General features: G+C 68.0%; 25 protein-coding genes. 13 read left to right on the forward strand and 12 right to left on the reverse strand.

The genetic code is table 11. The features are described from left to right. Nucleotides 1-940 (reverse strand): efflux transporter outer membrane subunit (locus tag L810_RS17350; RefSeq protein ID WP_155836285.1); only part of this gene is annotated, 940 nt, incomplete at its 3' end. A 103-nt stretch (nucleotides 941-1043) separates the two neighbouring features. Between L810_RS17350 and L810_RS17355 the strand changes: the two genes are divergently transcribed. Both L810_RS17355 and L810_RS17360 read left to right on the forward strand, forming a co-directional pair. Next, a complete protein-coding gene (locus L810_RS17355) occupies nucleotides 1044-1880 on the forward strand; it encodes an AraC family transcriptional regulator (protein ID WP_021159581.1) in 837 nt (278 codons plus the stop codon). Between the two features lie 114 nt (nucleotides 1881-1994). Next, nucleotides 1995-3362, forward strand: coding sequence for a glutamate--cysteine ligase (locus L810_RS17360; RefSeq protein WP_021159583.1), 1368 nt, complete (start codon nucleotides 1995-1997; stop codon nucleotides 3360-3362). Between the two features lie 19 nt (nucleotides 3363-3381). Here the strand turns inward: L810_RS17360 and L810_RS17365 are convergent, their stop codons facing one another. Further along, the gene (locus L810_RS17365) at nucleotides 3382-4494 is read right to left on the reverse strand and encodes a 3-deoxy-7-phosphoheptulonate synthase (protein ID WP_021159584.1); all 1113 of its coding nucleotides are present in this window, start codon (nucleotides 4492-4494) and stop codon (nucleotides 3382-3384) included. A 381-nt stretch (nucleotides 4495-4875) separates the two neighbouring features. Here L810_RS17365 and L810_RS17370 point away from each other — a divergent pair, with 381 nt between their 5' ends. The 4 genes from L810_RS17370 to L810_RS17385 all read left to right on the forward strand — a co-directional run bounded on the left by L810_RS17370 (nucleotide 4876) and on the right by L810_RS17385 (nucleotide 7809). Continuing rightward, complete coding sequence (locus L810_RS17370) at nucleotides 4876-5286, forward strand: acyl-CoA thioesterase (protein WP_021159585.1); 411 nt, start codon at nucleotides 4876-4878, stop codon at nucleotides 5284-5286. Nucleotides 5287-5314: 28 nt separating this feature from the next. Next, complete coding sequence (locus tag L810_RS17375; protein ID WP_021159586.1) at nucleotides 5315-5962, forward strand: hypothetical protein; 648 nt, start codon at nucleotides 5315-5317, stop codon at nucleotides 5960-5962. After that, on the forward strand, nucleotides 5959-6522 hold the full coding sequence (locus L810_RS17380; RefSeq protein WP_021159587.1) for a shikimate kinase: 564 nt from the start codon (nucleotides 5959-5961) through the stop codon (nucleotides 6520-6522). The genes L810_RS17375 and L810_RS17380 overlap by 4 nt, the downstream gene beginning before the upstream one ends. Nucleotides 6523-7101: 579 nt before the next feature. Next, nucleotides 7102-7809, forward strand: coding sequence for an SDR family NAD(P)-dependent oxidoreductase (locus tag L810_RS17385; RefSeq protein WP_042975114.1), 708 nt, complete (start codon nucleotides 7102-7104; stop codon nucleotides 7807-7809). A gap of 31 nt (nucleotides 7810-7840) precedes the next feature. Here the strand turns inward: L810_RS17385 and L810_RS17390 are convergent, their stop codons facing one another. After that, complete coding sequence (locus tag L810_RS17390; RefSeq protein WP_021159589.1) at nucleotides 7841-8806, reverse strand: LysR family transcriptional regulator; 966 nt, start codon at nucleotides 8804-8806, stop codon at nucleotides 7841-7843. Nucleotides 8807-9016: 210 nt separating this feature from the next. Between L810_RS17390 and L810_RS17395 the strand changes: the two genes are divergently transcribed. Then, entirely contained in the window at nucleotides 9017-9481 is a 465-nt protein-coding gene (locus L810_RS17395; RefSeq protein ID WP_021159590.1) for a RidA family protein, read from the forward strand. 42 nt (nucleotides 9482-9523) lie between these two features. Here L810_RS17395 and L810_RS17400 read toward each other — a convergent pair whose 3' ends face one another. Further along, nucleotides 9524-10711, reverse strand: coding sequence for an alpha-hydroxy acid oxidase (locus L810_RS17400; protein ID WP_373453100.1), 1188 nt, complete (start codon nucleotides 10709-10711; stop codon nucleotides 9524-9526). Nucleotides 10712-10880: 169 nt separating this feature from the next. On the opposite strand from L810_RS17400, the gene L810_RS17405 reads away from it, so the two are divergent. Then, nucleotides 10881-11768 (forward strand): LysR family transcriptional regulator, encoded by an 888-nt coding sequence (locus L810_RS17405; protein WP_021159592.1) that lies wholly within the window; start codon nucleotides 10881-10883, stop codon nucleotides 11766-11768. A gap of 55 nt (nucleotides 11769-11823) precedes the next feature. Here L810_RS17405 and L810_RS17410 read toward each other — a convergent pair whose 3' ends face one another. Then, nucleotides 11824-13143: an MFS transporter gene (locus tag L810_RS17410; RefSeq protein ID WP_042975115.1), complete on the reverse strand. Its 1320-nt coding sequence runs from the start codon at nucleotides 13141-13143 to the stop codon at nucleotides 11824-11826. A 388-nt stretch (nucleotides 13144-13531) separates the two neighbouring features. On the opposite strand from L810_RS17410, the gene L810_RS17415 reads away from it, so the two are divergent. The 4 genes from L810_RS17415 (at nucleotide 13532) to L810_RS17430 (ending at nucleotide 15145) form a co-directional block, all read left to right on the forward strand. Continuing rightward, complete coding sequence (locus tag L810_RS17415; RefSeq protein WP_042975135.1) at nucleotides 13532-13951, forward strand: organic hydroperoxide resistance protein; 420 nt, start codon at nucleotides 13532-13534, stop codon at nucleotides 13949-13951. Between the two features lie 70 nt (nucleotides 13952-14021). Beyond that, nucleotides 14022-14348 (forward strand): DUF4148 domain-containing protein, encoded by a 327-nt coding sequence (locus tag L810_RS17420; RefSeq protein WP_042975136.1) that lies wholly within the window; start codon nucleotides 14022-14024, stop codon nucleotides 14346-14348. 68 nt (nucleotides 14349-14416) lie between these two features. Beyond that, nucleotides 14417-14743 (forward strand): DUF4148 domain-containing protein, encoded by a 327-nt coding sequence (locus L810_RS17425; RefSeq protein ID WP_042975138.1) that lies wholly within the window; start codon nucleotides 14417-14419, stop codon nucleotides 14741-14743. 72 nt (nucleotides 14744-14815) lie between these two features. Further along, nucleotides 14816-15145 carry a DUF4148 domain-containing protein gene (locus L810_RS17430; protein ID WP_021159596.1) on the forward strand — a complete coding sequence of 110 codons (330 nt, stop codon included), beginning with the start codon at nucleotides 14816-14818 and terminating at the stop codon, nucleotides 15143-15145. 260 nt (nucleotides 15146-15405) lie between these two features. On the opposite strand, the gene L810_RS49620 is transcribed toward L810_RS17430, so the two are convergent. Beyond that, nucleotides 15406-15819, reverse strand: a complete 414-nt coding sequence (locus L810_RS49620; protein ID WP_373453099.1) for a hypothetical protein — start codon at nucleotides 15817-15819, stop codon at nucleotides 15406-15408. A gap of 189 nt (nucleotides 15820-16008) precedes the next feature. Between L810_RS49620 and L810_RS17440 the strand changes: the two genes are divergently transcribed. Beyond that, complete coding sequence (locus L810_RS17440; protein ID WP_021159598.1) at nucleotides 16009-16743, forward strand: GNAT family N-acetyltransferase; 735 nt, start codon at nucleotides 16009-16011, stop codon at nucleotides 16741-16743. Nucleotides 16744-16791: 48 nt separating this feature from the next. On the opposite strand, the gene L810_RS17445 is transcribed toward L810_RS17440, so the two are convergent. From L810_RS17445 to L810_RS47300, 6 genes are all read right to left on the reverse strand, one after another. Further along, complete coding sequence (locus L810_RS17445; protein WP_021159599.1) at nucleotides 16792-17247, reverse strand: MarR family winged helix-turn-helix transcriptional regulator; 456 nt, start codon at nucleotides 17245-17247, stop codon at nucleotides 16792-16794. 112 nt (nucleotides 17248-17359) lie between these two features. Then, on the reverse strand, nucleotides 17360-17488 hold the full coding sequence (locus L810_RS49100) for a hypothetical protein (RefSeq protein WP_021159600.1): 129 nt from the start codon (nucleotides 17486-17488) through the stop codon (nucleotides 17360-17362). Beyond that, nucleotides 17485-17856, reverse strand: coding sequence for a GFA family protein (locus L810_RS17450; protein WP_042975116.1), 372 nt, complete (start codon nucleotides 17854-17856; stop codon nucleotides 17485-17487). The genes L810_RS49100 and L810_RS17450 overlap by 4 nt, the downstream gene beginning before the upstream one ends. Nucleotides 17857-18039: 183 nt before the next feature. Further along, nucleotides 18040-19140, reverse strand: a complete 1101-nt coding sequence (locus L810_RS17455) for an NAD(P)H-dependent flavin oxidoreductase (protein ID WP_042975142.1) — start codon at nucleotides 19138-19140, stop codon at nucleotides 18040-18042. Between the two features lie 278 nt (nucleotides 19141-19418). Beyond that, a complete protein-coding gene (locus L810_RS17460; protein ID WP_021159603.1) occupies nucleotides 19419-20675 on the reverse strand; it encodes an MFS transporter in 1257 nt (418 codons plus the stop codon). Next, on the reverse strand, nucleotides 20672-20833 hold the full coding sequence (locus L810_RS47300; protein ID WP_021159604.1) for a hypothetical protein: 162 nt from the start codon (nucleotides 20831-20833) through the stop codon (nucleotides 20672-20674). Before L810_RS47300 ends, L810_RS17460 begins: the two co-directional genes overlap by 4 nt. Nucleotides 20834-20950 lie beyond the last annotated feature (117 nt).

Here is a 20950-nt window from a genome sequence, read left to right on the forward strand (position 1 = left end):
CCCGCCAGCGCGCGGCGACGAGGTCGGCGCGCCGGCCGAGCAGCGCGGCCGGGAGGTCGGCCGGCACCGCGAGCGCGGCGGTCGGCAGCGGCGCGGGCCGCACGAGCGCAAGGCCGCGGTCGGGGCCGGCGCCGAGCAGGATCGCGAGCGCGATGCGCGCACTGTCGATCGCCTGGGCCGTGCGCGCCTGCTCGCGCGTCGCGGCCGCGACTTCGCTTTCCGCCTGGCGCTGTTGCGCGACGTTGTCGATGCCCTTGGTGACACGCTGGCGCGTGAGCGTGAGCGCTTCGTCGGCGCGCGCGTATTCGGCCCGCGCGACGTCCTGCTGATCGAACGCATACGCGAGATTCACGTAGGCGCGCGCAACGTTGACCGACAGCAGCACGCGCGCGGCCTGCGCATCGATCTGCGCGGCGCGCGCTTCGCCGAGCGCGGCTTCCCACGCGGCGCGGCGCCCGCCCCACAGATCGAGATCCCAGCTCAGGCCGAGATTGACCTCGCGTGTGTGGCTGAAGAAGCCGCCGCCCTCGCCCGACGAAAACTGGGTACCGGACAGCCGCTCGGCCTTTGCGCTCGCGCGGCCGTCGAGATGCGGCAGCCGCGCGGCCCGCGCTTCGATCACCAGCGCCTGCGCTTCGCGTGCGCGCGCATCGGCGGTCGCGAGATCGGGGTTGCCGGCGAGCGCCTCGTCGATCAACGCGCTCAGTTGCGCGTCGTTCAGCGCGCGCCACCAGTCGGCGGCCGGCCAGTCGGCGGCGGGCGCATGCGCGAGGCTGCGCGATGCGGCGAGCGTATCGGCGCCGCGCAGCGTGCCTGCGGGTGCGAGCCCGTCGCGGTTCGCGCACGCGCCGAGCACGACGAGCACGGCGGCGGCGGCGATTCGCGACATGACGCGCAGTGCGCCGGCATCGCGTGCCCAGGGAGCAAGTGCTGCATGCATCGCATTCCTCTGCTTCGTATCGGTTTGAACACGACACGCATTGTTGGACGCCCCAGGGCAAAGCTGATAATGTTGTTTAGACAAAAAATAATGAATTCCGGCCATGCCCATCCGAGACACTTCTCCACCGCGCACCGTGCAGCGCGCCGATTCCGATCCGAGCGAACGCGAGGACGGCCCGTCACTGATCGCCGTCTGGGGGGAGGACGACGGCAGCAACACCTACCGGCTCGGCACCCGCGAGGTCGACTGGCACAGCCATCTGCGCGGGCAGGTGTTCTGCGTGGAAAGCGGTTTCGCGCACGTGCGCACGCCGCACGGTTCGTGGCTGTTGCCGCCGCATCGCGCGGGCTGGATTCCGCCCGGCGAGCAGCACAAGGTCAGCATCAGCGGCGCGTTGAGCGGCTGGAGCGTCGTGATCGCACCGGCCGCAAGCCGGCGGATGCCGGGGCAGCCATGCGTGATCGCGATCACCGAGCTGATGCGCGCGCTCGTGCGGCGCGCCGTGTCGTGGGCGGATCAGGACAGGCTCGACGTCGAGCAGGCACGCATCAGCGTCGTGCTGCTCGACGAGATGCGCCGCGCACCGCACGAGCCGCTGCACCTGCCGATGCCGCGCGACCGGCGGCTGCTGCGCATCGCCAACGCGATCCTCGGGCAGCCGCACGACAGCCGCACGCTCGAGGCGTGGGCCGAATGGGCCGGGCTGTCCGCCCGCACGCTGAGCCGGCTGTTCGTCGCCGAAACCGGCACGAGCTTCGCGCAATGGCGCCAGCAGGCGCGCCTCACGCATGCGCTCGAACGTCTCGCGAGCGGCGACAGCGTCGCCAACATCGCCGACGCGCTGGGCTATGCGACGCCGAGCAACTTCATCGCGATGTTCCGCCGCGCGTTCGGCGATTCGCCCGCGCATTACTTCGCGAAGCGCAGGCAGCCGTAGCGCGGTACGGCCCTGCCCCTATCACCCCTGCCAGTACAGCACCCGCATCGACGTCGTTATAGTCGCCGTGCGACCGGCCGGTCGGTCGCTCAATGTGACTTGTGGAGGGTGTCGATGTCGAATGCCGTTGGGTCGGACCACACGCCGATCGTCTCCGAGCAGCAGCTCGCCGATCATCTGGCCGCCGGCTGCAAGCCGGCCGTGCAGTTCCGGATCGGGACCGAGCACGAGAAGTTCGTCGTCGCGCGTGCGACGCACGCAGCCGCGCCTTACGACGGGCCGTCGGGAATCGCCGCGGTGCTCGCGGGGCTGCAAGGCGACGGCGCGCCGATCGTCGATGCCGGGCGGACCGTCGGCGTGATCCAGCGCGACGGCGCCGCGATCTCGCTCGAGCCGGCCGGCCAGCTCGAACTGTCGGGTGCGCCGCTCGAAACGCTGCACGATACGCATGCCGAGCTGCATGCGCACCTCGCCGCGGTGCGCGACGCGTGCGAACCGCTCGGCCTGCGCTGCGCGCCGCTGGGGTTTCACCCTCACCTTGCGCGCGCGGCACTGCCGTGGATGCCGAAGCAGCGTTACGGGATCATGCAGCGCTACATGCCGCGCGTCGGGACGCGCGGGCTCGACATGATGCAGCGCACCTGCACCGTGCAGGTCAACCTCGATTTCGCATCGGAAAGCGACATGGCGCGCAAGATGCGCGTGTCGCTTGCGTTGCAGCCCGTCGCGACCGCGCTGTTCGCGAACTCGCCGTTTGCCGAAGGCAGGCCGACCGGCCTCCTGTCGACGCGCGCGCACACGTGGCTCGACACCGACGAGGATCGCTGCGGGGTACCTGCGCTGTTCCTGTCGCGCAGCTTCGGTTTCGAGCGCTACGTGAGCTGGCTGCTCGACAACGTGCCGATGTATTTCGTGCGGCGCGGCGACCGCTACGCGGACGCGACCGGATGGACGTTCCGCGATTTCATGCGACGCCGCATTCCGCATCTCGAGGGCGAGACGCCGACTCTCGGCGACTTCGCCGACCACCTGACGACGGTCTTCACCGAAGTGCGGCTCAAGCGCTACCTCGAGATGCGCGGCGCCGATGCGGGTTCGCCCGCCATGATGGTCGCGCTGTCGGCATTCTGGACCGGCCTGCTGTACGACCCGACCGCGCTGTCGGAAGCCGAGACGCTGGCCGCCGCGATCGACCGCGGCGCGCTGCTGACCCTGCGGCGCGACGTGCCGCGTTTCGGGCTCGGCGCGTCGGTCGACGGCCGCCTGTTGCGCGCGTTCGCGGCCGATGCGCTCGCGATCGCGCATCGCGGCCTGCGCGCGCGGGCGCGCAGGGATGCGGCCGGCCGCGACGAATCCGTGTATCTCGCGCCGCTCGACGAGATCGTCGCCGGTGCGCCGACCCAGGCCGAGCACTGGCTTGCCCGCTATCGCGACGCGTGGGCCGGCGACGCGACGCGGATCTACGACGAAGCCGAAACCTGACCGCGTCGCGCGGGGCCGCTCATGCGCAGCACGCGAGGAGCGGCTCGTGCGCGAACTCGACGTCCGGCACCGGCGCATGCCCGCGCCGGCGCGCACGAACCGCGTGCGCGAGCGTCTCGAGGAGCTGCGTGGTATCGGCGAACGAGAGGCATGCGTCGGTGATGCTCTGCCCGTAGCGCAGCGGCACGCCGGGCACGAGATCCTGGCGCCCTTCGATCAGGTTCGACTCGACCAGCACGCCGACGATGCGCGTATCGCCGGCCGCGACCTGCGCGGCGACCGCCGTGCCGACACCCAGCTGATTGCGGAACTGGCGGCGGCTGTTGCCGTGGCTGACGTCGATCATCACGCGCGGCGCGCAGTGCGCGGCCGCCATGCGTTCGCATGCGGCATTCACCGCGGCTGCATCGAAATTCGGCTCGCGTCCGCCGCGCAGCACGACGTGCGTATGCGGATTGCCGGGCGAGGCCGCCGCGCATAGCCGGCCGCCCGTGTCGACCGATAGGAAGCGATGCGCGCGCGCGGCCGCGCACATCGCATCGACGGCCACCTGGACATTGCCGTCGGTGCCGTTCTTGAAACCGATCGGGATCGGCAGCGACGACGCCAGCTCGCGATGCACCTGCGATTCCACGGTGCGGGCGCCGATCGCCCCCCATGCGACCAGGTCGGCGAGGTAGCGCGGCGACAGCGGATCGAGAAACTCGGTCGCCGCCGGCATCTCCGCGCCGTTGATGTCGCACAGCAGCGCGCGGGCCGTATGCAGCCCCGTGTCGATCCGTTCGCTGCCGTCCAGCAGCGGGTCGTTGATGAGCCCCTTCCAGCCGACCGTCGTGCGCGGCTTCTCGAAGTACACGCGCATCACGATTTCCAGCTCGTCCGCGAAGCGCGCGCGTTGCAGCGCGAGCCGTGCCGCATAGTCGCGCGCCGCGGCCGGGTCGTGCACCGAGCACGGGCCGGCGATGACCACGAGACGGTCGTCCGTGCCGTTCAACACGTCGACGATCGCGTGGCGAGCCAGATGAACCGTGCGCGACGCGCGCAACGCGGGCTGCAGCGCGCAGGCCAGATCCGCGGGGGACGGCAGGTGCAGCTCGGCGTCACGGTTCGTCGTCCAGGTATTCGCATGCATGGGGACTGCCCTCCTGTCGATAATTCGGGGGATTTTTTACTACAGCGCGACTGTATTGAATGGTGCTTTCCGTGCGCAACTAACATAGTTGCCAGTTTCTAATTCATAACCTTATGAATGACAGAAATAAACAAGAGGATCGGAAATTCAGGCATTGGGTTTGCCTGATTTCGAGACACGTTCCGGGCCGGGACTGTGATTTTCCATTCTCGATTCTGGAGCATTTTATGGCGCACGGATGCCGATTGTTCAACCTTTCGAAGCGGGTCGCTATTCGTTCTGATAGTGGCGTCGCGATAGGCGTTCAATTAATTTTCAGATTCCTGAAAGGCCGATCAGGTTCATATATATAAATCAACCCAGTCATTGCGGAGAATCACCATGTCGAAACGTCATTATGAAACGCCGATTCACGTCAAGTATCGCGATACCGATTCGATGGGCCATGTGAGCAGTCCCGTCTATTACGACTATCTGCAGCATTCCTATCTCTGCTACATGTTCGATCTCCTCGGCCTGCCGCGGAGCGAGAAGCTGCCGCACATCATGGTGAAGACGCAGTGCGAGTACCTCGCACCGGCCCAATTCGGCGACAACCTGACGATCCGGTCGAGCATCGTGCGTTTCGGCAGCAAGAGCTTCGACCTCGAACACCTGATGGAACGCGACGACCAGACCATCGTCGCGCGCGGCATGTCGACGCACGTGATGTTCGATTACGCGAACAACACGACGCAGGCCGTGCCCGACGAGTTCAAGGCACGCGTGCTCGAATTCCAGGGTTCGCTGTGATGCGCGCGCGCCATTTCGGGAGCGACACGTGAGCGCCGCGGTGGCGCGCGCCCGGCGCCGGATCGGCGCGATCGTCGAGCGCCGCGACGACCGCGCGATCGTCATCGTCCGGCATGCGGCGCAGGCGTTGCTCGAGCCGGCCGCGCTCGAGCGGCATCGTTCGCTCGTCAGCCGTCACGAGGACGAACTCGAGGTGCTGCTGCAGCCGTGCGGTGGCGCGCACGACGGCGTGCGCCCGCTGCTCGGGCGGCTACGGGATGCCGGCGTGACCGTCGCGCTCGACGCGGCGACGCTCGCTCACGACGCGTCGCTGCTCGAGTTCGCGAGCTGGGTCACGCAGTGCGCGACGCCCGGCGACACGGCGCCGCCGCGCGACGATGCAGCCGTGCCGGGCGGCGGGCTGTTCTGCGGCCTGGTCGTGCGATGGCGCGACTTGCGCAACGGGTGGCGGCGGCCGGAACGTGACGAGGCCCACGAACGCACGCCGCAAACGATCGCGGCGGATGCGGCCGAGCACATCGCGGCCGGCGATCCGGACGGCCAGGTGCTCGGCGCGTTGCTCGACGCCGACGACGCAGCCACCGACGCGGCGCTCGACACGTTGTCGGACGCGGTACGCGCGCGGCGGATCTGCGCGGCGACGCGGGCCGGCTGGCCGCTTGCGCGACGGTTATGAGCGCCGTCGCCACGACGGTCGACGTGCGTGCCCTGCCCGACCGCGCGTTCCTGGTCGGCATGATGGGCGCGGGCAAATCGACGCTCGGCCGCGCGCTCGCGGCATCGCTCGGCTGGACGTTCGCCGACAGCGATGACGAGATCGCGCGGCGCACCGGCCGCTCGGTCGCCGAGCTGTTCGACAGGGTCGGCGAAGGCGGCTTTCGGCTGCTCGAGACGCAAATCGTCGACGAACTGACGCAGCGCCCGAACGTCGTCGTGGCGACCGGCGGGGGAGCGGTGCTGAATCCGCGCAGCCGCACGCGCCTGAGCGAGCGCGGCTGCGTGATCTACCTGCATGCGGATCCCGATGCGCTGTGGCGCCGCACGCGCGATGACACGCGGCGGCCGCTGCTGCAGGTGGCCGACCCGCGGCAAACCCTCGCCGCGCTGTACCGGATGCGCGACCCGCTGTATCGCGAATGCGCACATGCGTTCGTCGACACGACGGCGCAGGACGTCGCGCGCGCGACGTCCGATGTGTTGACGGTGCTGCTGGCGCGGATCGATGCGCCGGATTGACGGCGCGTGCGACGGACGTTCGCTCCCCTGCCCCCGAAGCGATCGCGGGACGCATGGGCATGGCGCGAACTTCGAGTACCCGACGCGTTTTCGAAATGGCGAGTTTGGATTTTCAATCATGTTGTTGTGATAAGAAAAGTTATCTTGATGATATGAGCAGGAGAGCAAAGACGCTGAAAAGGCGCTGCTGGAACGTGCGCTGTTTCATGCCGGTTTTGCTCGCCCGAGCTTCGAATTGGCGCGGCACGGCCGGGTGACCGTCACCATGCCGTCGAAACGCGCTGCTTCGCCCGCTTCCAGGAGCGGCTCGGGGATGAATCGCGGCGGCCTGCCTTCACGAACCGGCGCATCGTTTCCGGTGAGGTTCGCGGGTCCCGCAGCACGCGCGGAGTTCGTCGACGACCGCGCGTCGCGCCAACGGGCGCCAATCGCCCTCCGCCGCATTTGTTCCTGCGACGCAAGACTGTTGCGCCATGGTGGGTGTTCGAGATCGTGACCGGCACGCCTACAGTGAGCCCATCGGATTCATCGATCCGTTCGGCACTGAAGCCGGGAACCCATCACCTATCGAGGCAAATCATGAGCGCATCCAAGGTCATCATCGTCACCGGCGCATCGCAAGGCATCGGCGCGGAAACGGTCAACGCATTCCGCGCACGCGGTCATCGCGTCGTCGCGACGTCACGTTCGATCGGCCCGTCGAACGATCCGGATCTCGTCACCGTCGCGGGCGACATCGGCGATCCGGCCGTCGCCCGGCGCGTGGTCGACGCGGCCATCGAGCACTTCGGCCGCGTCGACACGCTCGTCAACAACGCCGGCGTGTTCATCGCGAAGCCGTTCACGCAGTACACCGCGGACGACTATGCGCAGATCACGAGCGTCAACCTGAGCGGCTTCTTCCATATCACGCAGCATGCGATCGCCGCGATGCAGAAGCACGGCGGCGGACACGTGGTCAGCATCACGACGAGCCTGGTCGATCATGCGAACAGCAACGTGCCGTCGGTGCTCGCGTCGCTGACGAAGGGCGGATTGAATGCGGCGACGAAGTCGCTCGCGATCGAGTATGCGAAGGCCGGCATTCGCGTGAATGCGGTGTCGCCCGGCATCATCAAGTCGCCGATGCATGCGCCCGAAACCCATGCGACGCTCGCGTCGCTGCATCCGGTCGGCCGCATGGGCGAGATGAGCGACATCGTCGACGCGATCCTGTACCTGGACTCGGCACCGTTCGTCACGGGCGAGATCCTGCACGTCGACGGCGGCCAGAGCGCCGGGCATTGAGTCGCGGCGTCGAAACCGCGAGCCGGCACACCTAGCGCGATGCGCCGGCCCGTTTTGCGCGTGGCCCGACCGGCTGCCTGGTCGGGGCACGCTCGAGATGCTCGACCAGAAAGTCGACGAATACGCGCACGCGCGACGACAAAAAACGCGCATGCGGATACAGCAGCACGAAGGGCCGCGACCGGCCGCCGAGGCCGGGCAGCACTTCCACGAGCGTGCCGGCACGCAGGTCCTGCTCGACGATGAAGCGGTAGGTCTGGAACAGGCCCGCGCCGCTGCGCGCGAGCGTCACACCGCCAAGGTAGTCCCCCGACGTTCCGTAGCTGCCGGTCGTCGCGACATCGACTTCCTCCGTCCCGTCGTTGAACAGCCACGGAACCGGCCGCCCGCTGCTCGGCAGTTCGAACTGGATGCATTCGTGCGCATGCAGGTCGTCGATGGCGGCCGGCATGCCCGCGCGCTTCAGGTAGCCGGGCGTCGCGACGACCACGAGTTCGGCGTCCTCCAGCTTGCGTGCGACCAGGTTCGAATCGGCCGGTGCGCGGCCGCGAATCGCGAGATCGTAGCCTTCCTCCGCGAAATCGATGTTGCGGTTGCTCAGGTGGGTTTCGACGCGTACCTCGGGGTACCGCTCGCGGAACGCCGGCAGCAGCGGCAGCACGCGATAGTGCCCGTACGGCGTCGGCATGCTGATCCGCAGCAGGCCGGCGGGCGTGGCCTGCTGGCCGGTCGCCTCGCGCTCCGCGTCGACGAGTTGCGACAGCGCGTCGCGGCATTGCTCGAAGTAGCGGCGGCCGGAATCGGTCAGGCGGATCTGGCGTGTCGTGCGCACGAACAGCCGCACACCGAGACGCTCCTCGAGCCGCGCCACCGACCGGCTGACCGCGGCCGGCGTGACGCCCGCCGCGTTTGCCGCGAGCGTGAAGCTGCCGAGTTCGGCGGCAAGACAGAACAGCTCGATGCTGCCCAGCAGCAGGTCGTCGAATTGTCGTTGCATGGTTGCTGCCGTCTCCGGCGTAGGGCGCGCGATGGAGCCACGAGTGTGCATGAATCTCGCGCGGCAAACCAGCGGGCATGCGTCGCGCGATTTGTTACACCGCGTCGTGAATCAATTGCTCAGCTGACATTTACCGGTTTCGGTCGCATGACTACAGTGACTCGCAGGCAGCACCGATCGCCCCAACCCTTTTCCTGCAAGGAGCATGACATGACCGTCGAACAGAATCTGGCCGAGCTCGGCCTCGCGTTACCCGAACCGCCGAACCCGCTCGGCAGCTATACGGCTGTCAGCGAAGCGGGCAACCTGCTGTTCGTGTCGGGACAACTGCCGCTCGTCGACGGCAAGGTCGCCTATACCGGCCGCGTCGGCGAGCAGTTGAGCGTCGACGACGGCAAGCATGCCGCCCGGCTTGCGGCGCTGAACGTGCTCGCGCAGATCCGCCGGCACCTGGGCGGCTTCGAGCGCCTGCGCAAGATCGCGCGCGTCGAGGGGCACGTGAGTTCGGCCGACGGTTTTTTCGGGCAGCCGGCCGTGATCGACGGCGCGTCCGACCTGTTCGCTGCCGCGCTGGGCGACAAGGCGGGACACGCGCGCTCGGTGTTCTCCCTGCGCCAGTTGCCGGCCGACGCGGCCGTGGCCCTCGTCGTGATCGCCGCGATCGACCCGGCGTAACGCGGGTATCGTCCCGGAGGGCGGCAACCGGCCTTCCCTACGCTACACGGTCGTCGGCGACGCAGAGACGCCGCCTTTCCGGATCAGCACATCGGGCGTCAGGCCGCTGCACTGTTCGACGCCCAGCATCGCCATGTTCCGGTCCACTTCGTCGCGCAGCAGCCCGATCGCGTGCATGACGCCGGCTTCACCGGCCACGGCCGCCGCGTAATTGAACGGCCGCCCGACGAACACCATGCGCGCGCCCATCGCGACCGCTTTCAGCACGTCCGACCCGCGCCGGAAACCGCTGTCGATCATCACCGGATAGTCCGCGCCCAGCGCACGAACCACGTCGGGCAGGATCCGCATCGGCGAGACCGCGCCGTCAAGCTGGCGGCCGCCGTGGTTCGACAGGATGATGCCGTCGGCGCCGGCGTCGCGGGCGATGACGGCATCGTCCACGCTGAGGATGCCCTTGATCACCAGTTCGCCCTTCCATTCCTGCCGGATCCGTTCCAGGTGGCCCCAGTCGAGATGGTCGCGGGCCGAGAAATCCCGCTGCACCGTGGACGACAGGATCGGCGCGCCGCGTGTCGCAAAGGAGTTCTCGAAATGCGGCATGCCGTGCGCGAGCAACGTCCGGGCGAAGGTGCCGGCGAGCCAGCGCGGGCGCACGATGCCGTCCCAGAACAGGCGCGGCCCGGGGCGCAGCGGCGTGGTGAAGCCGGTCCGCACGTTGTTTTCGCGATTGGCGGATACAGGGATGTCGACCGTGATCACGAGTGTCCGGTAGCCGGCACGCGCCACGCGTTCGAGCAGCGCGGCGATGCGGCCTGCGTCGCCGGGCAGGTATGCCTGGAACCAGGTTTCCGGCGCGGCGGCGGCGACCTCCTCCAGTGGAATGAGCGACGAGCCGCTCATGATCGACGCGATGCCCGCGCGCTGTGCGGCACGCGCCAGCACGATATCGCCGCGATAGGCCGACAGCGCATGGATTCCCATCGGCGCGATGCCGAACGGCGACGCATAGCGTCGTCCGAACAGCTCGACGCCCTGCTCCCGCCGCGACACGTTGCGCAGCACGCGCGTCGCAAACCCGTATTCGTCGAACACGGCACGATTGTCGTCGCGCGTGCGATTGTCTTCCGCGGCGCCGCTGACGTAGCCGAAGATTGGGCGCGGCAGCGCGCGGCGTGCCGCGGCTTCGAAGTCATGGAGGCACAGCATCTTTCGCAGCACGCGCGGCATGTGCGGCGTGCGCGTATCGGCCTGGGGGCGGCTTGTTCCGGGAACGGATGGGGCGGAAGGAGTCATGTCTGAAGCCTGTTTTCGAATCGATGGCGGAATTTTAGGTACGCGCGGCGTGCTTAAAAAGCGATAATCTTCCAATGAATTTGTTCGATAAAAGCGAAAGACAATGGCGACCCCGACTCTCAAGCAGCTCGACGCGTTCTACTGGGCGGCGACCTGCGCAAACTTCTCGACCGCTGCGCAACGGCTGCACCTGTCGGTGTCGTCGCTGTCCAAGCGCATCAACGAACTGGAGCAGGTCGTCGAACGCACGCTGTTCGACCGGAGCGGCCACCGGGCCGTGCTGACCGACGACGGCGAGGCGCTGCTGCCGGCCGTGGTGCGGGTGCTCGAGTCCGTCGCCGCGCTGCAGGAATCGGTTGCCAGGGACGAAGGGTTGAGCGGCCGGCTGCGCTTCGGCGTCGGCGAACTGTCGGCGCTGACGTGGCTGCCCCGCTTCGTGGCGGCGGTCCAGAAGCAGCACCCGAAGCTGGCGCTGGAGCCGTATGTCGACGTGGGCGCGGCACTGGAGGAGAAAGTCGATGCCGGTGAACTGGATTTCGCGGTGATCGCCGGCCGGTCGTCGCGCAGCAGCGTGCTGTCGCAGCCGGTGGCGGAAGCGCGGTTCGCGTGGATGGCGGCCGAGGCGCTGGTCGGCCGCGAGCGCGTGCTGACGCCGGCGCTGCTCGCCAGTCATGCGCTGGTGCTGCTGCCGTCCGGTTCGGGCGTGACGCGTATTCTCGACGACTGGCTGCTCGCGTGCGGCATCAATCACGCGCGCAGGATCGAGTGCAACAACTGGAGTGCGGTGGCCGGCATGCTGAGCGAAGGCGTCGGCATCGGCTTCCTGCCGGTCGACTGGGCACGCGCGCGGCCGGGCGGCCATCTCGTGCAGCTGACGAGCGAGCCGCCGCTGGCGCCGCTTCAATATGCGTTCCAGTGGCGCCGCGGCGACGTGCGCGGGCTGATTCCGTCGATGCTGTCGCTGGTGCGTCAGTACGCGGACTTCTGCTGAACCGTGATTTGCCGCCCGGCGTCGGGCCGGGCGATTTCGATGATGCGTGCCGTCGTCACGCTTCGTCGATGCGCGAGACCTGCCTGGGATCGGGCATCCACAGGTAGCACAGCAGCGACACGAGCACGCACGCGGACACGTAGTAGAAGAACCACGCTTCGTGTCCGATGCTCTTCATCCACAGCGCGACGTATTCGGCCGTTCCGCCGAACAGCGACACCGTGACCGCGTACGGCAACCCGACGCCCAGTGCACGCACGCCGACCGGGAACAGTTCGGCCTTGGCCACGGCGCTGACCGACGAATACAGGCTGACGATCAGCAGCGCGGCGACGATCAGCGCCAGCGCGGCGCCGGTTGTCTGAACGCCGCGGAGCGCCTGGAAGATCGGCACGGTGCAGAGCGTGCCGAGTACGCCGAACGCGATCAGCAGCGGGCGACGCCCGACGCGATCGGACAGGCTGCCGAAGATCGGCTGCATCGCGACGAATGCCAACAGGCTGATCACGGAGACCATCGATGCGTCGGCCTTGCTCATCCCCGCGCTGTTGACGAGGAATTTCTGCATGTACGTCGTATAGGCATAAAACGCGACCGTGCCGCCGAGCGTCAGGCCGGCCACGATCAGGCACTCGCGTTTGTGATGGAACAGGTCGGCGATCGACGCGTGGCGGCGCTTGCTGCGGCGGTGCTGCTCGAACGATGCCGTTTCCTGCATGTTGCTGCGCAGGAAGATCGCGCTGCAGGCCAGCAGCGACCCGAGCAGGAACGGGATGCGCCATCCCCAGCTTTCGAGTTGCGCGGTGGTCAGGAAAAACTGCTGCAGCACGACCAGCACACCCATCGCGAGCAACTGGCCGAGCGACAGGGTCGCGAACAGGAAGCTCGAATAGAAGCCGCGCCGGGACTTGTCGGCCATCTCGCTCAGGTACGTTGCCGAACTCGCGTATTCGCCGCCGAGGCTCAGCCCTTGCAGGAGTCGCGCGAAGACCAGGAGCACCGGCGCGGCAAGGCCGATCGTGTCGTAACCGGGGGTCAGGCCGATGATCAGCGAGCCGACGCACATCGCCAGCACCGAGACGAGCAGCGCGGCCTTGCGGCCGTTGCGATCCGCGTACAGGCCGACGAGCCAGCCGCCGATCGGGCGCATGACGAAACCGACGGCGAAGATGGCCGCCGTGTTCAGCAACTGCACGGTCAGGTTGCCGTTCGGAAAGAACGCCTTCGCGAAATACAGCGAAAACGCGGAGTACACGTACCAGTCGTAATACTCGATGAGGTTGCCTACCGATCCGCTGAAGATGGATCGAAGGTTCGCGAGGGTTCCGGTCGGCCGGGAATCCGTGGCCGTTGCAAGAGGGCTGACGCGCGACACGTAATGTCTCCGTTTCGATTGTGCTCGTGATCCGTGCAAGTGCCGGCCGTGGGCGGGCCGCTTGCGATCGGGTGCGGCAAGGTTAGAAGAGACGATGCATTGTAGAAAGCGAAATAATGACAAGGAGCCTGTTCGCTTTATGGAAAGTCGGGGTGGCAACGCCCCGCTTCCGTGTCTGTTTCGGCGTCGTTCCGTGTTCCCCGGTTATCAGGGATCGATCGCCGGAAAGGCTTGCCCTGAAAGGCGCTCCGCGTTCCGGATACATTGAAATACAAAATATCGTATGCGATTTAATCGAATGCGCTTGACGTGAGTGGGCGACAAGACCAAACTGCGTCGCATGCGATCGAATCGCATCTGAGACAAACCCCAACTGACGGAGCAAATGATGAGCAAGATCGAACACGTGCTGTACACGGGCAAGACGCATACGACTTCCGGCGGCCGCGACGGCGCCGCACGCAGTTCCGACGGCCGCCTCGACATCCAGTTGTCGTCGCCGGGCAGCGCCGGCACCGGCACCAATCCCGAGCAACTGTTCGCGGCGGGCTGGTCGGCCTGCTTCATCGGCGCGATGCAGCTCGCGGCGCGTGCCGCGAAGGTGACGTTGCCGGCCGATCTCGCCGTCGACGCCGAAGTGGATCTCGGCACCGCCGGCAACGCGTACTTCCTGCAGGCCCGGCTGAACGTGAGCGTGCCGGGGCTCGATCGCGACGTCGCCCAGCGCATCGTCGATGCCGCACACCAGACCTGCCCGTATTCGAAGGCGACGCGCGGCAACATCGACGTCGACATCCGTATCGCCTGAACGTGCGTCGGGCGGCCCGGCGCCGCCTGACCGAATGCCCGGTTCTTTTTCTTTTTTTTCGAGGTGAATGATGAATACCCGATTGATCGCCGCCCTTCTCGTCGCTGTTTCGGCCACCGCCGCCGCACCGGCGTTCTCCAGCGAAGCCACCGTGACGCGTGCGCAGGTGCGCGCCGAACTCGCCCAGCTGCAACACGCCGGCTACCCGCTGAATCGCGCGACCGACGCAACCTATCCGGACGATCTCCAGGCCGCACTCACGCGGATCCAGGCGGCCGATGCGGTTGCCGGCAACGACCGGGCGTCCGGCTACGGCGGCAACGGCGATGCGGCCACGCAATCGGGCCGCCGCCATGCAGTCAGCGTGGCCGACCGCTCGGTGTATTTCGGACATTGAGCGTGCCGCGCCGTCCGTCGAAACGCGAACCCTGAATTCCTTCCATCCCTGTTCTGTCGAGGTAAATGATGAAAACCCAATTGATCGCCGCCCTTCTCGTCGCCGTGTCCGCCTCCGCCGCCGTACCGGCGTTTGCCGATGAAGCTGTCGTGTCCCGCGCGCAGGTGCGTGCCGAGCTCGTCCAGCTGGAACAGGCCGGTTATCGGCCGGGCCGCGCGAACGATCCGCACTATCCGGTCGACCTGCAGGCCGCGCTGACGCGCATTCACGCGAACGACGCCGTGGTGGCCGATGCGGCGACATCCGGTTACGGCAGCGATGCCGTCACCGCGACGCAGTCGGGCCGCCGGCCCGCGACACGCGTCGCCGAACGCTCGATCTACTTCGGTCATTGAACGAATCCGCGTACGGCGCCGGATGCCGGCGCACGATGCGCAACCGCTGAATCCAATTATTTGTCGAGGTGAATGATGAAGACCCCACTGATCGCCGCCCTTCTTGTTGCCGTGTCGGCCGCCGTTGCCGCGCCGACGTACGCCGGCGAAAGCACCGTGACGCGTGCGCAGGTGCGTGCGGAACTGGCCGCGCTGCAAACGGCCGGCTACCTGCCGAACCGCCCCAACGACCCGAACTATCCGGACAATCTGCAGGCCGCGCTGCGCCGGGTTCACGACAACGATACGGTCGCGGTCGGGCCGCAAGCGTCCGGTTACGGCGGCGACGCCGTCGGGGCGACGCAGTCGGGAAACCGCAGCGCGATTCGCATGGCGGAGCGTTCGATCTACTTCGGCCATTGAGCATGCGTCGCCGGAATCGTGACGCCTGTCCGGGCGGCTCGGTACGACGTGCGGGGAGCGGGGGCGCGCGAGCACGGCGCGCCCCTCGTCGGCCTTCGGCGGAAAGCGGCGATGCAGGCTGGCGTACATCCGTTATTTGCGTCAGCCCGGGCTTCGATCGCCCGCCGCACCGACGCGGCCGCCGGTTCTCGCGACCAGCGGGCATGCAGGAAGAGACAGCAGCCGTGGCATGCCGCACAACACCCCATTCCCGAGCGCGTTCACGATGATGAACGCGCGTCTGCCGATGGCCCGGCGCCGCTCGAATCGAGTGATGGCGCATGGCGCAACCGGACAATATCGACGTCGTGCAGGATCGTTGCTTCCGCAACCACATGCCACTGCGGCGCAGCATCGGGCCATTGACGGCCGATTGCATCGACCCGGCGTTCGAAGCGGTACACGACGGCGGGCGGAAAGCTCATCCACGCAATGCCGATCCGAACGGTGCGAATGCGCATCGCCTCCAGGTAGCGCGCCGGGATCCGGCAGCGCGGCACGCAGGTGAACTGGTCGAACGCGCCATCCTCGGCGAGGTGGCGCGCGAACGCGCAGTGAACGATCGCGACGGCCTGTTCGGCCGGCATCCCGACAAGCGGCATCCCGTCGCGGTGACGGCCGGTACCGGAGGGCAAGGACTGGCGGCGATCCTGTCGTTCCCGCTCCGGGTGGAGCCGGCGCGCCGGCAACGCTGGCCCGGTCTTCGGCAACACGTGCCGCGCATCCCGCACCGTGCCGGTGACACGATCGATGTTGCGCGGCGCCCTGCCCGTCCGGTCCCGGTCTATGCTGTGCAACCGACACCTTCAATCGAGGAGCAGCCGATGTCCGATGCAACGACCGGAAACGCGATAGGCGCAACAGGCGCAACAGACAGTACGCACCCGCTCGACCATGTGGTGTGGAACGCGCTGACCGGCAGGCAGCGCCGCTTTGCGCTCGGCGACGGCCGTGCATGGCGGTTTCCGGCGGCCATCGCGCCGTTTGCCGCGATCGAGGATACCGGCGGGGCATCGTTCGACGCGTTGCGCGCACTGGTCGCCGCACACGGGCCGGCGGCACTCGTCATGCCCGACGAGATCGAGTTGCCGGCAGGCTTGTCGGCGATCCGGCGCGCGACCCTGTTGCAAATGGTCTGGCAAGGGACGCCCGCCCCGGCACCGGAAGCGGGCCACGTCACGCTCGCGGAAGCCGACGTGCCGGACATGCTCGCGCTGACCACGGCCGCGCAGCCCGGCCCGTTCGGCCCGCGCACGTTCGAGCTCGGCCGCTACATCGGCATCCGCAACGAAGGCAGGCTGGCCGCGATGGCCGGCGAGCGGATGCAGGTCGACGGGTATACCGAGATCAGCGCCGTGTGCGTGGATGCCGCGTTCCGGCGGCAAGGGCTAGCGGCACGTCTGATCCGGTCGTTGATCGCGGCCATCGATGCGCGCGCGGAAACGCCTTTCCTGCACGTCCTCACGTCCAACCAGGTCGCGATCGAGCGCTATCTCGCACTGGGTTTTGTCGTGCGCCGCGAGATGCACCTGCTGGTGCTGGGCGACGGGCACGCATGACGACGCGGCCGGCACGATGCACGTGCCGGCCGCCGGTAGCCCGTGGGCTTATTCGTCGATCGACTGGATCAGGTTGCCGCGCAGCGTGACGATCGCCTTCTGCATCTTCGCGAATTCGTCCGGCTTCAGCCCGGTGGCCTCGACCAGGTTCATGTCGAGCCCCTTCTCGCGCACGCGGCGCCCACTCTTCGTCAGGCTGACGAGCACCTGGCGCTCGTCCGACGGATCGCGATGCCGCTCCAGGTAGCCCATTGCCTCGAGCTTCTTCAGGATCGGCGTCAGCGTATTGGATTCGAGGAACAGCTTCTCGCCGAGCTGGCCGACCGTCTGGTGGTCCTGCTCCCACAGCGCAATGATCGTGATGTATTGCGTGTACGTGAGGCCCAGCTCCTCGAGGATCGGCTTGTAGGCCTTGCCGAACGCGAGGTTCGTCGAGTAGATCGCGAAGCACAGGAACTCGGACAGCTTCGGCGCGGCGGCGGATGGTGCTTCGGTCGGTTTCATGAACGTCCTCCAGCGACGCGAACGGCCGCAGATGGACGCATTATATATCGCGTGCGATCTTATCGGAAGCATGATAAATCGGTCTCGATGAACCAACGGGCGCCGCGCGCCGTCAATCCGGCGTGCGGCGCTTGCCGGTCTGCACGCGGCTGGCCGACAACAGCGTGCATTGCACCGGATGCGCGATTTCGGTCGCGACCCCGCCTGCCGCAAACAGCAGGATCATCAGCCAGCGTTTCATGCGTCCTCCACGACCGAAAGGCTCGCGCCGTCGGCGACCGTCGCGTCGAGCGCATACGGGTCGATACCGTCGAGGCAGCCGAGATTGACGCGCCAGCAGGCCGGGTCCTTGCGGGTCTGATGGAACGGATAGACGCCGCAATGGCTGCAGAAATAGTGGCGCGCCGTGTATGTGTTGAAGCGGTAGCACGTCAGCGCGCCCTCGCCTTCGACGATCTTCAGTTCGCTCGCGGCGAACATCGGGCTCATCAGCGCGCCGCGCCGGCGGCACAGGCTGCAGTTGCAGCGAACCGCCGGCGTCACGGCGGCCCGGACTTCGAATCTGACGGCCCCGCAATGGCAGGACCCTTTGAGCCAGGTGGCAGACATGGTGCACTCCAGAAGAGGTCATGCCTGCTTTATAGCGGACGCCCGAACCCGCGATGTACCGCGATGTATCCGCGGTTCGCGCAGATACAGGACGTTTCAAATCGGCGGCGGGCAATCGGATTGCATGCTCCGATCGCCGGCATGCGCATGCGGCCCGCCGCGCGTGGAGCGCGGATCGTGCGATCAATCCAGCACGTGCTGCATCCGCTCGATCGCCGCCCGCGTCTCGCGTTCGAGCGCGGCGAACAGCTCGGCCGCCGGCAACTGCCGCACGAGCGGCGCCGCCTGCCCGGCCCACTGCGCGCCGTAGCCGAATTCGCCCTTTGCCTTCGCGGCTGCATGCAGCGCCTTGCCGGCGTCGTAGGCGATCGGGTACGCGGGCGTGGCCGGCGCCTGCGGGTCGTCGCCGAGCGCGGTCAGCCGGTTCGCGATGCCGCGCGCGATCCGGCCGGAGATCGCGGCCGTGAACGTCGTGCGCCGTGCGGCGTCGCTCAGCAGCGCGCGGCGATAACCGTCGTCGATCGATGTCTCCGGGCACGCGACGAACGCCGTGCCGAGCTGCGCGGCCTGCGCGCCGAGCGCGAGCGCGGCGGCGATGCCCTCGCCGTCCATGATGCCGCCGGCGGCGATCACCGGCAGCGCGCATTCGCGCACGATCAGGCGCGTGAGCGCGAACGTGCCGAGGCGGTCGTCATGGGCGGTCGAATCGAACACGCCACGGTGGCCGCCCGCTTCGATGCCCTGCGCGACGATCGCGTCGATGCCGGCGGCGGCGATCCGGTGCGCCTCGTCGAGATTCGTCGCGGCCGCGAACAGCGTGACGCCCGCGCGCTTCAGCGCGTCGATCACGTCCGCGGACGGCAGCCCGAAATGGAAGCTGACGACGGCCGGCTTCTCTTCGACGAGCAGCGCCTGCATCGCGTCGTCCGCGACGAAACTCGTATAGATCTCCGACAGCGAGGCGGGCGGCGTCGCGCCGTATTCGCGGAACGCCGGCGCGAGCCAGTCGAGCCACGCGCGTTCGACGGCCGCGTCGGCGCGTGCCGGCTGGTGGCAGAACACGTTGATGTTGAACGGCCGGTCGGTGAGCGCGCGCGTGTCGCGGATCATCTTGCGGGCGCCGTCGGCGTTCGTCGCGCCCACGCCGAGCGAGCCGAGCCCGCCCGCATTCGACACGGCGGCCGCCAGCGCCGGCGTGCTGACGCCGGCCATCGGCGCCTGGACGATCGGTGTGCGCACGCCGAGTGTGCGCAACAGCGTCCGGTTGTCGGTCGATTGATTCATGTCGCTCGCCTCCTGCAAGATCCGCAATCGAAATGCTTCGGCCGGATGCGGGCCGAAGCGTGAGTCGGGTTCGGACCGGTGCGCGTGGATCGTGCCTTGCGCGCAGCCGGTCGCATGAAAGTTCTGTCGAAAAAGGCGCGCAGCCGTTCGGCGCGATGTTAGCCTTCGCAGCGACGGTGTACGGCATCGCGCGTTGCGCGGCGCGGCACCTGCTGCTGCGCTCATGCTACGCCCGCCCGTGACCCGCGGGCCAGCGGCCAACGGCCAACGGCCAACGGCTATCGGCCGCGCGCCCAATGCGCGAGCCCCGCGCAAGCCGCCAGCAGCGCACCCGTCACGAAGAACACCGAATGCAGCCCGAGCGCGACGCCGATCTGCCCGCCGATCACCGGGCCGATCACCTGCCCGCTGAACTGGGCGGACTGCAGGTAACCGAGCATCTGCCCGGTCGCGCGCTCGTCGACCGATTGCCGCACGAGCTTGCCGATCGACGGCAGCAACCCCGCGAGGGTCATGCCCATCAGCGCACGCAGTGCGGCAAGCTGCCACCAGTGCGTGACGAACGCCTGCGGCACCATCGCGAGCGCGGTCAGCAACAGGCAGCCGATGATCACGTTCCAGCTGCCGATCCGGTCGGCCAGCGCGCCGAGCCGGGCGGCGGTCAGCATGCTGCCGAGCGCCGAGCACGCCATCACGACGCCGGCGACACGCGCGAGATGATCGCCGCCGACGCCGAGGCCGCCGATATAGACGGTGATGATCGGCTCGATCGACATGTTCGCGAGCAGCACCATCATCGCCGTCACCAGCAGCGCGGCCACCGCCGCACGATCCGTGCCGCGCGACGTGCCGGCCGTCGCGCTCGCGGTGCGCGGTTTCGCGTCGGTGCCCGCGTGGAAATCCTCCTTCACGACGAAGATCGTCAGCAGCGCGGCGACGGCGATCATCGCGCCACCGGCGAAGAACGTGCCGCGAATGCCGAGCCAGCCCGGCAGCAGCCCGCCGACGAGCGGCCCGACCAGGTTGCCCGCGAGCGCGCCGGTCGACAGGATGCCGAGCGCCCAGCCCGCGCGTTCGCGCGGTGCCTGCGTGCCGACCATCACGGTCGATGCCGACGCGTAACCGCCGACGAGCCCCGCGAGCAGCCGCAGTACGACGAGTTCGACCACGTTGTGCGCGACGCCGATCAGCGACATCACGATCGCCATGCCGATCGCCGCGCGCACGAGCATCGGCTTGCGGCCGAAGCGGTCCGCGAGCCGGCCCCACAGCGGCGCGGTGACGGCCGTGCCGAGAAACGTCGCGCCGAACGCGACGCCCGACCACTGGATCACGGCCGACTGCGCGTCGACGCCGAGTTGCCGCACGTACAGCGGCAGGAACGGCAGCAGCATGCTCAGGCTGACGAGCGTCGTGAACGACCCGAACACGCAGACGGCGAGATTGCGCCGCCAGTAGCGCGCGTTGCGTTCGGCGTAGCCGGCGGCGGGCCGTTCGGCCCGTGCCGCGGCGGGGGCCTGCGAGATCGTGCTCATTGCGCCCTCGCCGTCGCGGTCATCGGTGCGGCAAACCCTTGCGCGACGATATTCGCCGGCAACGGCAGGAAGGCGAAACGCGCCATGCCGATGCCGGACCCGGCGCGGCGCGCGCCGAACGCACCGGCGCGGGGCCGGCTGGAAAGCGCTCGATCCATGTTGACCTCCATTCGCTGAACGGGCGCCCTGCGCGTCCGTGGGTTGAAGGAAGTCTAGATTGAGCCGATTGCCGAGTGAATCGCCGTCACTCGAAAGCCATTCTTCCGCATCCCGGT

The sequence above is a fragment of the Burkholderia sp. AU4i genome (assembly GCF_000466765.1).
Lineage (GTDB): Bacteria > Pseudomonadota > Gammaproteobacteria > Burkholderiales > Burkholderiaceae > Burkholderia > Burkholderia cepacia.